Below are 13,112 nucleotides of genomic sequence, written 5' to 3' on the forward strand. Positions count from 1 at the left end.
TTTTCAGAAGTTTTCCAAGTTTCCTTTGTAACTTCAACCACTTGCGCTTCAGATCTCTCGTCAGCGGGAGGCGAATTCTACAGCGTTACACGCTGCTGTCAACACCTCTTTTTCAACTTCGTTTTGGCTTCGATGACCTGAAGCAACCTGCTGCCGAAAACTGCGTAACTCTTTGTTTACCAAGGAGTTTTCCGTTTCGACTGCGCCGGAAGTGGGGCGAATTATAGACACCTGGAATCTGCCGTCAACCACTATTTACGCCTTTTTTGGCGGAAGAGCCCTTTTTAGCCATTAAACGCGGGATTCGACGAGCCAAAGGCGGTAGCCGCAGCACTAACAGTAATGCACCTATAGATGCATAGATCACCCACTCCTTCAGGTCGGCACGCACAATCCAGAGCATATGCAGTAATCCAAGCCCGAGAATTACATAAGCCAGGCGATGCAACTTCTTCCAGCGAACACCCAATCGCCGCTGACTGTATCGATTGGAAGTCACCGCCAATGCCAGCAAACCAAGAAAGCCCAGCGCGCCGACAATAATGTAAGGCCGCTTGCGTAACTCGACACCCAGCTGCGACCAGTCAAAACCAAGAATGAATGCGCAATAACTACTGAGGTGGAGCAGCACATAGGCAAAACACCACAACCCCAACTGTCGCCGCACGGCATTCCACCCCGCCCAACCAGTGAGTTTCTGCAAAGGCATCATGCTCAACGTTATAAGCAGCAGAACAAGCGCGCCCAAACCCAATCGATCGACCAGCACCTTTCCTGGATCCGGCCCGAGGACATCCTCCCAGGCCTGGTACAACCACAGCAGCGGCCACACCAACACCACGACAAAGACACCGATGCGCCAAAACGGATAGCGCATCAGTAGTTCTTCCTCAGGTCGAGCCCCGTATATAGAGAGGCGACTTCCTCTGAATAGCCGTTGAACATTTGCGTGTCGCGCACATTGGGCTTGAACAGGCCGCTGGGCAGGCGGCGTTCACGCGCCTGAGTCCAGCGAGGATGATCAACGGTAGGATTCACGTTCGCATAAAAACCATATTCATCCGCAGCAATGCTCTGCCAGGTGGTTTTCGGCAGCTCGCTGACCAGACTGATGCGCACGATGGACTTGATGCTCTTGAAGCCATATTTCCAGGGCACCACCAAACGCAACGGTGCGCCGTTTTGATTAGGCAACTCACGCCCGTACATGCCTACCGCAAGAATCGCCAATGGGTTCATCGCTTCATCCAGACGCAGCCCTTCTATATACGGCCAGTCGATCAAGGCAAAACCAGAGCGCTGACCCGGCATGCTTTTAGGATCCTGCAGGGTTTCGAAGCGGATGAATCTGGCTTTCGAGGTCGGCTCGACTTCCTTGAACAAGGCCGAGAGGGGAAAACCGATCCAGGGAATGACCATCGACCAGGCTTCCACACAGCGCAAACGGTAGATTCGCTCCTCCAGCTGATACGGTTTCATGAAGTCTTCGAGCGCATACCGCCCAGGCTTGCCCACCTCCCCGTCCACCACCACCGACCACGGCTCCGTCTTCAGCGTGCCGGCATTGGCAGCCGGATCACCTTTGTCGGTGCCGAACTCGTAGAAGTTGTTGTAGTGGGTCGCATCCTTGAACGGCGTGATCGCCTCATCCTTGACGCTGACCGCGCCCCACTGGGTAGCCGGAAGTTTTTCGCTGAACCAGGCAGGCGCCTTGCCGGGCTCTACATCCGGATAACGCGCAGCATCGCCAGCGCTGGCCCATTGCGGCAGGCTGCCCAGAGCGAAGCCGGCAACCGTGGCGCCGAGCACTTTGCGTCGAGAAAGATAGAGGGATTCAGGCGTGACGTCCGACTCATGGCAGTCGGACGTTCTGGAGACTTTGATCAGCATGGTTACTCCGCAGCTTTGGAGGACAGATGCACCCATAGACTGCGGAGTATGAGGGAAATTACGCGCCCTTGTTACGGCGAAGACGTAACAGGTATTGAACCGGGCCGGAGGCTGCATAGGCGAGAAACACCAGCAGCAGGATGCGCGGAGGGTCACTGAACACCACTGCGAACACCAGCACCACAGCGAGAATCGCCACGAAAGGCACTCGCCCCTTCAGGTCCAGCTCCTTGAAGCTGTTGTACTTGATGTTGCTAACCATCAGCATGCCGGCCGCCGCAACCATCAGCGCAACCAGGAAGGACATCTTCGATCCCTGAATGCCGTAGTCGCTGAACGCCCAGACGATACCTGCAACCACACCTGCAGCGGCAGGACTGGCCAGACCGATGAAGTAGCGCTTGTCCGCGGTGCCGACCTGCGTGTTGAAGCGCGCAAGGCGCAATGCCGCGCCCGCCACATAGATGAAGGCGACCATCCAGCCAACCTTGCCCATGTCACCCAAGGCCCAACCGAAGGCCAGCAATGCCGGGGCAACACCAAAGGCAACCATGTCCGACAGCGAGTCGTACTCGGCACCAAAGGCGCTCTGGGTATTGGTCATGCGGGCCACACGCCCATCAAGACCATCGAGCACCATAGCGACGAAGATCGCGATGGCCGCGAACGCGAAATACTTGCTCGCATTGGCCGAGTCACCAGCACTCAAGGCCGCCTGGGCGCTCATCGAGTTGATGATGGAATAGAACCCTGCGAACAGGTTCGCAGTGGTGAACAGATTCGGCAGAAGATAGATACCACGATGCCGGACTTTACGACCTTCAGCGTCATGCCCTTCCTCGACATGTTCATCGATGGGCAGCAGGCTTTCGGCGTCAGAAGCCTGGTTTGGCTCTTCGGGGCGTTCGCTCATGGACATTACCTTGCAACGGGTGGAAAGTTTGGACAGGTGTCTGGGACGACGGTTCGGCCGCAAACGATGCAGCTTTATACCAGAACCGGCTCCCCAAACGAAAAAACGCGGCCTAAGCCGCGTTTTTCGTACAAGCGCGTGACTTAGTTTTTAGCTTTGTCGACGATCTTGTTGGCACCGATCCACGGCATCATGGAGCGCAGTTGCTCGCCGATGATTTCGATGCCGTGAGCGGCGTTGTTACGACGCTTGGCGGTCATCGAAGGATAGCCGGTAGCGCCTTCGCTGATGAACATCTTGGCGTATTCGCCGTCCTGAATACGTTTCAGGGCGTTGCGCATGGCCTGACGGGATTCGGCGTTGATTACTTCCGGACCGGTCACGTACTCGCCGTATTCGGCGTTGTTGGAGATCGAGTAGTTCATGTTGGCGATACCGCCTTCGTACATGAGGTCAACGATCAGCTTCAGTTCGTGCAGGCACTCGAAGTAGGCCATTTCCGGCGCGTAGCCAGCTTCAACCAGAGTTTCGAAACCGGCCTTGACCAGCTCAACGGTACCGCCGCACAGAACGGCTTGTTCGCCGAACAGGTCGGTTTCAGTCTCGTCCTTGAAGGTGGTTTCGATGATGCCGGTACGACCGCCGCCAACGCCGGCAGCGTAGGACAGCGCAACGTTCTTGGCGTTGCCCGAGGCGTCCTGGTAGATAGCGATCAGGTCAGGGATACCGCCGCCCTTCACGAATTCGGAACGTACGGTGTGGCCTGGAGCCTTCGGCGCGATCATGATCACGTCGAGGTCAGCGCGCGGCACAACCTGGTTGTAGTGGATCGCGAAGCCGTGGGAGAAGGCCAGGGTGGCGCCTTTCTTGATGTTCGGCTCGATTTCGTTCTTGTACAGGGAGGACTGGAATTCGTCCGGGGTCAGGATCATGACCAGGTCGGCAGCTGCAACAGCAGAAGCAACGTCGGTCACTTTCAGGCCGTGGGCTTCAGCCTTGGCAACGGTAGCCGAACCCTTACGCAGGCCGACAGTTACGTCAACGCCGGAGTCTTTCAGGTTGCACGCTTGAGCGTGACCCTGGGAACCGTAACCGATGATGGCAACTTTCTTGCCCTGGATGATCGACAGGTCGCAGTCTTTATCGTAGAAAACTTTCATGAATTTCCCCTATATCAGGCCGTTCAGGCCGTTCGCTAATTTGGTTTAGATGCTGAGTACTTTGTCGCCGCGGGCAATGCCGGTCACGCCACTACGGACGGTTTCCAGAATCGAGGCGGTGCCAATGGACTGAATGAAGCTGTCGAGCTTGTCGCTGGTACCGGTCAATTGAACGGTATACACGCTGGCACTGACATCGACGATCTGTCCACGGTAAATATCGGTAGTGCGCTTGATCTCGGCACGCTGGGCGCCGGTGGCCTTGACCTTGACCAGCATCAGTTCGCGCTCGATGTGAGCACTCTCCGACAGGTCGACCAGTTTTACCACTTCGATCAGCTTGTTCAGGTTCTTGGTGATCTGCTCGATGACTTCATCGTGACCGACCGTGGTCAGCGTCAGACGCGACAGGGTCGGGTCTTCGGTCGGAGCCACGGTCAGGCTTTCGATGTTGTAGTTGCGCTGCGAGAACAGACCAACCACACGAGACAGAGCGCCGGGTTCGTTTTCCAGAAGCAAGGAAATAATGTGCCGCATGATTAGGTACGCTCCGTCTTGCTCAGCCACATATCGCGCATGGAGCCGTCTTTGATCTGCATCGGGTAGACGTGCTCGCTGGTATCGACCGAAATATCGATCACCACCAGGCGATCTTTCATGGCGAACGCTTCTTCCATCTTCGACTTCAAATCTTTCGATTCAGTGATGCGCACGCCAACGTGACCATAGGCTTCAGCCAGCTTGACGAAGTCAGGCAACGACTCCATGTAGGAGTGCGAGTGACGACTGCCATAGCTCATGTCTTGCCACTGACGAACCATACCCAGAACGCCGTTGTTCAGAATGACGATTTTTACCGGCAAACCGTATTGCAGACAGGTGGACAGTTCCTGGATGTTCATCTGGATACTGCCTTCGCCCGTTACACAGGCAACGTCGGCATCCGGATAGCTCAACTGAATGCCCATGGCCGCCGGGAAACCGAAGCCCATGGTGCCCAGGCCACCGGAGTTGATCCAGCGGTTCGGCTTGTTGAACTTGTAGTACTGCGCAGCAAACATCTGGTGCTGGCCCACGTCGGAGGTCACAAAGGCGTCGCCCTTGGTCACTTCGCACAGGGTTTCGATCACGGTCTGAGGCTTGATCTTGCTGCCGTCGCCCTTGTCATACGGGAACAGGCCACGATCACCGCGCCACTCGTCAACCTGCTTCCACCAGCTGGCAACGGAGTCCTTGTTCGGGGTCTCGCCGATTTCCTTGAGGATCGCGACCATTTCGGTCAGGACACTCTCAACCGGACCCACGATAGGCACGTCGGCCTTGATGGTCTTGGAGATCGAAGCCGGGTCGATGTCGATGTGAATGATCTTGGCATTCGGGCAGAACTTCGACGCGCCGTTGATGACACGGTCGTCGAAACGTGCGCCGACAGCGAGGATCACGTCAGCATGGTGCATCGCCAGGTTTGCGGTGTAGCTGCCGTGCATGCCGAGCATGCCGATGAACTGACGGTCGGTGCCAGGGTAGCCACCGAGGCCCATCAGGGTATTGGTCACTGGCAGATTGAGCATCTTCGCCAGTTCGGTCAGTGGCGCGGAACCACCGCCGAGGATCACGCCGCCGCCCGAATACAACACAGGACGCTTGGCCGCCAGGAGCATTTCTGCCGCCTTGCGGATTTGACCGGAGTGACCGCGAACAGCCGGGCTGTAGGAACGCAGCTTGGCTTTTTTCGGGAAGACGTATTCGAACTTCTCGGCCGGGTTGGTCATGTCTTTCGGGATATCGACAACGACCGGGCCAGGACGACCGGATTGCGCCAGGTAGAACGCCTTCTTCATGACTTCCGGGATTTCCGACGCGTGCTTGATCATGAAGCTGTGCTTCACGATCGGCCGGGAGATACCGATCATGTCGGTTTCCTGGAACGCATCGGTGCCGACCATGGTGCTAGGCACCTGGCCGGAAATGATCACCATCGGAATGGAGTCCATATAGGCGGTGGCGATACCGGTGATGGCGTTTGTTGCGCCAGGACCGGAAGTCACCAGTACTACACCAGCTTTACCGGTGGCACGGGCGTAGCCGTCAGCCATATGGGTAGCCGCTTGCTCGTGACGAACCAGGATGTGGGTCACTTCCGGTTCTTTGAACAGGGCATCGTAAACATGAAGAAGAGCACCACCCGGGTACCCGTAGATATATTTGACGCCTTCGTCACGCAAGAAGCGGACGAGCATCTCACCGCCAGATAAAAGCTCCACGTTGCTCACCTCTAAAACGCCAGAATACCGCCCACGAAAAATGGGACGGGTCTTAATAGGTTTACTTCTCGGCAGAGCATGAGCGACGGTGGTCGCCGACTACGTCAGCACTGACTGAGCAAGTATTGGGATCGTCCCAAGTGTTGCGGGGCTTTCCCACCCAGCGCGAGGTAACGCGTTGCGGGTGTAACAGGTCGACGCGGATATGCGCCTCATGATCTGCTGAGAGGGTCTGCTTCTGGCAGTCCCTGTACAGCGGACTTTGGATTCTTCTGTTTCGTCCTTCGCAAGTCAAGCCGTCTATGTGCTTTATTCTACTAAGCACATGAGAACGCAAGAAAAAACCCGTAAATCAGCCCTGTGTTAGCTTCGATTGCGCAACTTTTAGTAAAAAATTGGCACGCGCATGCACTTACCCCGCAGCGGCCGACAAAATAGAGAGAGATTGTGAACAACTGCCAGCGGACGCTGGCAGCTTCTGGCTCAGCGAGACGCCGTGATCAATTGATCAAACTGTTTGAGCAATACCTGCAACTGCCGATCCTTGCCTTGGACATTGCGTCCAGCAAAGACCATTTCGGCCATTTCCTGAATGCCCGAAGCATTGGGTAGCGGCAAATCCTGCTCAAGGATCATCTTCATGCGTGGCAGGAAGATCCACTGCAGCCATTGCTCGAAATCCAGTGTATCGACCGAAAACGGCTCGACACTGGCAAGCGCTTCAGCAGAGGGCGAGACTTCATCCCACCACCCTTGCACCCGCAACTCGCGCTCGATCAACAACAGTTGATCGGCGATTTTCAGAAAGCGCGCGTCCATCACAGCGTTACCTTGGCCTTCTGACGAGCCAGTGCTGCGCCTTGGGAATCACTCTGCTTTTCACGCGCCTGGGCAATCAGCTCCCACAAGTTGGCCTGGAGGGCTGGACGGCCATTGGCAAAGGTCAGCCCACGGCGAGCGAACTGCTCGGCCTGGGCCGCATCGCCTTGAGCCATGCGCACCTGCGCCAGACGGTAAAGCACCTGCGGCTCACGCGGTGCAACGCGTTGGGCGCGTTCGAGACTGGAGGAAGCACCGTTGAGATCACCGCTCGTCTGTTGCTGTTGAGCGGTGGTCAGCAAGGCCAACACCGGGCCGTCCAGTTGCTCGTCCGCCGACAGGCCACCCGAACTGGCCGACGGAATCCCGCTTGGCGACGACGGCATGCTGTAGCTGCCCTGATTGATCGGCGCCGACTGGACCGGCGACGTGTCAATTGGCCCCGGCGTGATCGGACCCGGGGTAATCGGTGTGGTGCTGATCGGCGTCGAAGTCGTTGCAGCGCCTGGCACCATCACCACTACACCGCTGTCGCCTTGCGGAATCGCCTGGGTCCGCGACTGGCCTTGTGCAGGGCGCTTGACGGTCGTCTGGCGGAAGCCGCCATTGGCCGAGATCCGCTCACTGTTGGACACGACGGTGCCGGAATCCACAACCGGAATCGAGCCACGTTGTACGCTAGAGCAACCGCTGAGCAAAGCTACGGCGGCAACCGCTGGAATCAACCACTTGTTCACTTGAAACCCTCTTTGCTTAATTCATCCAGCCCTTGACCCAGTCCATCACCGACTCGGCAGGGTTTTCACCACCGCAAGCGGCGCCGGGAGGCGGTTCGCTGCCGCGAATATACGGCATCTGTACGGCACTCGGGCAACCGGCGTCAGAACCTTGCCCGGTTCGCGAATCAACCCAGGCCTGAACGATATTGTCCGGCTGCGGCATGTCCAACGGCAACGGGTCGGCCTTGCGCATGAAACTGGTCCATACCTGCAGGGCCCCGGTGGCGCCGGTGAATGGCGTCTTGCCGTTGTCGTCGCGACCCAGCCAGACCACCGCCAGCAAGTCCTGACTGAAACCGGCAAACCAGCTGTCGCGCGAGTCGTTACTGGTACCGGTCTTGCCCGCCAGGGTCAGGGTCCTTGGCAGCACGTTATAGACCGAGCTGCCGGTACCTTCACGCATCACCCGCTGCATGGCGCTCTGGATCAGGTAAATGGAGGCCGGATCGAAACGCTGCTGGATCTGGAACGGATAACGCTTGAGCGGCTCGCCCTCGGCAGTCAGCACGCTGCGAATCCCGCGCATCGGCGTATTGAAGCCGCCGTTGGCGAGGGTCTGGTACATGGTCGCCACTTCGATTGGCGTCATGCCGCCGGCGCCGAGCAACATCGACGGGAAGGCCGGGAATTCACGGGTCACACCCAGGCGCTCCACCGTCTTCAGGACGTTCGGCACGCCAACCGCCAAACCGAGACGCGCGGTCGACAGGTTGTAGGAATGCGCCAGGCCTTGATATAGGAACACCGTACCGTGAGAACGACGATCATAGTTCTGCGGCTTCCAGACCTGACCATCGGCGCCTTTGACCGAGAAGGATTCGTCCGACAGCCAACTGGTCAGTGTGTACTGGCTGGGTTTCTCCAGCGCGGTCAGGTAAACCGCCGGCTTGATCAGCGAGCCGATCGGCCGTACCGCATCCAGCGCCCGGTTGAACCCGGCAAAACTGGCCTGGCGACTGCCAATCATGGCCTGCACTTCCCCGGTCTCCGGGTTGGTCACGACCATTGCCGCTTCGACGTCATCGGAACCCTTGCGTCCTGCCAGACGCTTGAAGGTGTCGTTGACCGAGGCTTCAGCCTTCATCTGCAGGATCGGGTCGAAACTGGTGAAGATCCGCAGACCTTCTTCGGTCAAGTCTTCGTCGCGATAGTCTTCACGCAACTGGCGTTTGACCAGATCGAGGAAGCCGGGGAACGAGCTGTCCGCCAGACTGCCGCGCTTGGTCACGCCCAGCGGCATTTTCTTCGCCGCCTCAACCTGCTCGGCAGTCGCAACGCCCTGCTCCTGCAGCACATCGAGTACCAGGTTGCGCCGCTCGAGGGCACGCTCCGGATAACGACGGGGGTTATAGGCAGAAGGTCCCTTGACCATGCCCACCAGCAGTGCGACCTGGTGCAACTTGAGTTCGGCCAGCGGCTGACTGAAGAAGAACTGGCTGGCGAGACCGAAACCATGCACCGCGCGCTGACCGTCCTGCCCGATGAACACTTCGTTGAGGTAAGCCTCAAGGATTTCGCGCTTGTCGTAATGCAGTTCAAGCAGCAGCGCCATCATCGCTTCGGTGAGTTTGCGGTTCAGGCTGCGCTCGTTGGTCAGGTAGAAGTTTTTGACCAACTGCTGAGTCAGGGTACTGCCGCCCTGACGCATGCGTCCGGACGAACCGTTGACCCAGACTGCACGGGCGATCGACTTCGGCGAAACACCAAAGTGATGATAAAAATCGCGGTCCTCTACCGCCACCAGCGTTTCAAGCAGGTACGGCGGCACCTGATCGATCTTGATCAGAATCCGGTCTTCGAGGTTTTTCGGGTACAGGCCGCCGATCAGCAGCGGCTCCAGGCGCACCACCGACAGTTTCGAGCCTTTTGCCCCCGCCAATTCGGCCACGTAATCTCCGGAGAAACGCACCCGCACCGGTTGCGCTTGCTCCATGCCTTCATAGAACTGGAAGCCACGGGTGTTCAGATCAACGGTATTGCCGTTGACCGACGCCGCACCCGGACCGTTAGCCACGCTTTCACGGCGATAGCCCAGGGCATCGAGTTCAGTCAGGAAATCATCCCGGCTCAGCTTCTGTCCGACGAACAGTTCGAGCGGGCGCGCGTAAACCTTGGCCGGGATGGTCCAGCGCTTGCCGGAGAACTTCTCCTGGACGATTGCATCAAGGTAAACGGCGAATCCGGCCAGCACTACCAGGGCGACCAGACTGAGTTTAATGGCCCAGCCCAGCCACGGGCGCAGGCCCCTGGAGGGTGGTTTTTTTGGGGTTCGGGGAGTTCGAGTACGAGTCATGGCGGCGGATTATACGCACTTTATTCATCCTCAACAGGAGCGCTCCGAGGTTTGCGTCGAGCGGACTTGCGGCCATAATGACGGCCTTGAATTTCCCAGTCTCTGAAGGATCGCCTGTGAGCCAGTCCCTGATCGCTGCCCTGCAAAACCCTGCCCTCTACCCGCATCCTGTAGAGGGATTCCAGGTCATCGAGACCCATATTTCCTGGGTACTGCTCACCGGCCCCTATGCCTATAAAGTGAAGAAGCCGGTCAATTTCGGTTTTCTCGACTTCACCAGCCTTGAGGCTCGCGAACACTTTTGCGCTGAAGAACTGCGCCTGAACCAGCGCCTGACCGACGATTTGTACCTCGAAGTGCTGCCCGTCACCGGCAGCGCCGAGGCTCCGCAACTGGGTGGCGAAGGCCCGGCCATCGAATACGTACTGAAGATGCGCCAGTTCCCGCAAAACGGCTTGCTCAGCACCCTTCAAGCCAATGGCGAACTGACCACCGCGCACATCGACGAGATGGCCGAGCGAATCGCCCGCTTCCACCTCAGCGCACCGAAAGTGCCAGCCGGGCACGAAGCCGGCACACCGGACAGCGTCATGGCGCCGGTGCGACAGAACTTCGAACAGATCCGTCCATTCCTCAGCGACAAAGCCGACCTGCTGCAACTCGACGCCCTGCAAGCCTGGGCCGAAAGCAGCTTCGAGCGCCTCAAACCGCTGTTCGCCCAGCGCAAGGCCGAAGGCTTCATTCGTGAATGCCACGGTGATATCCACTTGGGCAACGCAACCGTGATCGACAGCAAGGTCGTGATCTTCGACTGCATCGAATTCAATGAACCGTTTCGCTTTACCGACGTTTATGCCGACACCGGCTTCCTGGCGATGGACTTGGAAGATCGCGGCCTGAAGTGCCTGGCGCGTCGCTTCATCAGCCAGTACCTGGAGCTGACCGGTGACTATCGCGGCCTCGAACTGCTGAACTTCTATAAAGCCTACCGCGCACTGGTTCGCGCCAAGGTTGCCCTGTTCAGCATGCCGGCCGACGCCACTGCGGTGCAACGCGCCACAACCCTGCGCCAGTACCGCAACTACGCCAACCTGGCGGAAAGCTACAGCACCATTCCTTCGCGCTTTATGGCCATTACCAGCGGCGTTTCCGCCGTCGGCAAGAGCCATGTCGCCATGCGCCTGGTCGAAGCCCTGGGCGCAATTCGCCTGCGCTCCGATGTCGAGCGCAAGCGCCTGTTCGGCGAGCAAACCGTCGAGAATGATGTACAGGCCGGCATCTATAGCGCCGACGCCAGCATCGCGACCTATGCCCGCCTGCATGAAATCGCCGACGTCATTCTGCGTGCGGGCTTCCCGGTGGTGGTCGACGCCACTTACCTCAAGCGTGATCAGCGTGACAGTGCCGCAAAGGTGGCCGAGGCCACGGGCGCACCCTTCCTGATCCTCGACTGCAATGCGCCACAGGCCGTGATCGAAAGCTGGCTGGCCATGCGCCAGGCAGACAAGAAAGACCCGTCCGATGCCACCCTGGCTGTTATCGCAGCCCAGCAAGCCAGCCGTGAAGCGCTGACACCCGCGGAAATCCTCTGCAGCAAGCGTGTCCAGACCAATGAAAGCGGGACGCTCGATACCGTTGTGGAACAGATTCGCCAGCGCCTGCCAGGCCTGTAAGAAACTATTTCGGTCGTGAGGCCCGCGCTGGCTTCACGACCGTCAAATAGTGGCACTATAATGGCGCCATAAAACCATCAGGTGATGCGACATGAGCCAGCCTAAACTTCTCGACACACCGCTTTATGCCCTGCTGCACAAAGACGACATCAGAGGCTTCAACAGTGAACGCCCCAAGGATGGCCCCATCGACATGGTGGGTGGAGATTTCCGGGGGCTGGACCTGCGCGAGCTGAATGCAGATGGCGTGGATTTCAGCGACGCCTACTTCCGCTCCGCCGACTTGCGCGGCATTGATTTCAGTAAAGCGAACCTGGAAGGCGCGAGCCTGGCCCACGCGCAAATTTCCGGCGCCTACTTTCCGGTGGAACTCAGCGCCGACGAAATCCTGATGTCGATGAACTTCGGCACGCGATTGCGCTATCGCACCCGCTGATCGACATCGGTGACTGACACGTCCAGCGCCCCGTTGCGCTGGACTGCGGGAATGTTCAGCCGTAATTCCTGATTCTTCCCCGCCTCTTCCTACCGCGTTCGCGGACTTTTCACGCTCTGCCAATACTCGTTTCTTAGAAGCATTTGCGTCGAAAACGAGCAAACAATCACGCTTTTCCTACTGATGGCTACACTCCTCAGAAGATTGCCCACGCTCTCCATTCGGCCATCGCAAGGAGGCTTGATGAATGATGAACTGCAACACCTGAAGAATCTTGGCAAGACGTCAGCGCAATGGCTGCATGCCGTGGGCATCCATAGCGCTTCGGACTTGCGTCGCCTCGGGGCGGTGGATGCTTATCGGGCCGTGCGCACGCGCGGTTTTCGGGCGTCCAAGGTGTTGTTGTACGCAATTGAAGGCGCCCTGATGGACGTTCACTGGAACGACATTCCTGCCGAGCGCAAGGAAGCGTTGAACAAACAACTGGAAGCCATCTCTTCACGCCACAAGATTTGATCCGGCAAATACTTCTGAAAGTTTTCAACCTGAAACCTAATGATTACGGGGTCTGCAGACGCAAATCCAGCGAATCGCAAAGAAATCAAAAAAACAGCGGTTGACTTGGTAATGAGAATCGATATGATTATCACAACTGGTCGCGAGACTGGTCGATATTCTGAAAAGCCCTTGGTTCGGACTCTCGGATTATCTCCTCATCAGGCTAATCACGGTTATTTGACCCGGCTCTTGCCGGGTCTTTTTTTGCCTTTGGAAAAGTACTGGCAGGATGCGGCGATGGATGCTCCATGCAGATCACGCTGACGCGGGTGGTCAGGCGCATAAACAGCTTTCTTTGAAGGTTTCCCGGGCATCGAATGATCAGGC

General features: G+C 57.9%; 12 protein-coding genes. 3 read left to right on the forward strand and 9 right to left on the reverse strand.

Annotated features, from left to right (window positions below):
• Window positions 1-244 precede the first annotated feature (244 nt).
• The 9 genes from msrQ to mrcB all read right to left on the reverse strand — a co-directional run bounded on the left by msrQ (window position 245) and on the right by mrcB (window position 10,118).
• Window positions 245-877 carry a protein-methionine-sulfoxide reductase heme-binding subunit MsrQ gene (gene msrQ / locus AC1DVE_RS21285; protein WP_223454888.1) on the reverse strand — a complete coding sequence of 211 codons (633 nt, stop codon included), beginning with the start codon at window positions 875-877 and terminating at the stop codon, window positions 245-247.
• Window positions 877-1,890: a protein-methionine-sulfoxide reductase catalytic subunit MsrP gene (gene msrP / locus AC1DVE_RS21290; protein ID WP_223532974.1), complete on the reverse strand. Its 1,014-nt coding sequence runs from the start codon at window positions 1,888-1,890 to the stop codon at window positions 877-879. The genes msrQ and msrP overlap by 1 nt, the downstream gene beginning before the upstream one ends.
• Window positions 1,891-1,948: 58 nt before the next feature.
• On the reverse strand, window positions 1,949-2,803 hold the full coding sequence (gene pssA / locus AC1DVE_RS21295) for a CDP-diacylglycerol--serine O-phosphatidyltransferase (RefSeq protein ID WP_223454885.1): 855 nt from the start codon (window positions 2,801-2,803) through the stop codon (window positions 1,949-1,951).
• Between the two features lie 143 nt (window positions 2,804-2,946).
• Entirely contained in the window at window positions 2,947-3,963 is a 1,017-nt protein-coding gene (gene ilvC, locus AC1DVE_RS21300; protein WP_003228216.1) for a ketol-acid reductoisomerase, read from the reverse strand.
• Window positions 3,964-4,008: 45 nt separating this feature from the next.
• Window positions 4,009-4,500: an acetolactate synthase small subunit gene (gene ilvN, locus AC1DVE_RS21305; RefSeq protein ID WP_003176102.1), complete on the reverse strand. Its 492-nt coding sequence runs from the start codon at window positions 4,498-4,500 to the stop codon at window positions 4,009-4,011.
• A 2-nt stretch (window positions 4,501-4,502) separates the two neighbouring features.
• Entirely contained in the window at window positions 4,503-6,227 is a 1,725-nt protein-coding gene (locus tag AC1DVE_RS21310; RefSeq protein ID WP_223454883.1) for an acetolactate synthase 3 large subunit, read from the reverse strand.
• Between the two features lie 483 nt (window positions 6,228-6,710).
• Entirely contained in the window at window positions 6,711-7,046 is a 336-nt protein-coding gene (locus AC1DVE_RS21315; RefSeq protein WP_223454881.1) for a YqcC family protein, read from the reverse strand.
• Window positions 7,046-7,783: a tetratricopeptide repeat protein gene (locus AC1DVE_RS21320; RefSeq protein ID WP_223454879.1), complete on the reverse strand. Its 738-nt coding sequence runs from the start codon at window positions 7,781-7,783 to the stop codon at window positions 7,046-7,048. The genes AC1DVE_RS21315 and AC1DVE_RS21320 overlap by 1 nt, the downstream gene beginning before the upstream one ends.
• A gap of 16 nt (window positions 7,784-7,799) precedes the next feature.
• On the reverse strand, window positions 7,800-10,118 hold the full coding sequence (gene mrcB, locus AC1DVE_RS21325) for a penicillin-binding protein 1B (protein WP_223454877.1): 2,319 nt from the start codon (window positions 10,116-10,118) through the stop codon (window positions 7,800-7,802).
• Between the two features lie 116 nt (window positions 10,119-10,234).
• On the opposite strand from mrcB, the gene AC1DVE_RS21330 reads away from it, so the two are divergent.
• The 3 genes from AC1DVE_RS21330 (at window position 10,235) to AC1DVE_RS21340 (ending at window position 12,743) form a co-directional block, all read left to right on the forward strand.
• On the forward strand, window positions 10,235-11,791 hold the full coding sequence (locus tag AC1DVE_RS21330) for a bifunctional aminoglycoside phosphotransferase/ATP-binding protein (protein ID WP_223454875.1): 1,557 nt from the start codon (window positions 10,235-10,237) through the stop codon (window positions 11,789-11,791).
• Window positions 11,792-11,882: 91 nt separating this feature from the next.
• Window positions 11,883-12,227, forward strand: a complete 345-nt coding sequence (locus tag AC1DVE_RS21335) for a pentapeptide repeat-containing protein (protein ID WP_223454873.1) — start codon at window positions 11,883-11,885, stop codon at window positions 12,225-12,227.
• A 243-nt stretch (window positions 12,228-12,470) separates the two neighbouring features.
• Entirely contained in the window at window positions 12,471-12,743 is a 273-nt protein-coding gene (locus AC1DVE_RS21340) for a TfoX/Sxy family protein (protein ID WP_096515175.1), read from the forward strand.
• The last annotated feature ends 369 nt before the right edge of the window (window positions 12,744-13,112 follow it).

It is taken from the genome of Pseudomonas sp. P4_B4 (genome assembly GCF_056402255.1).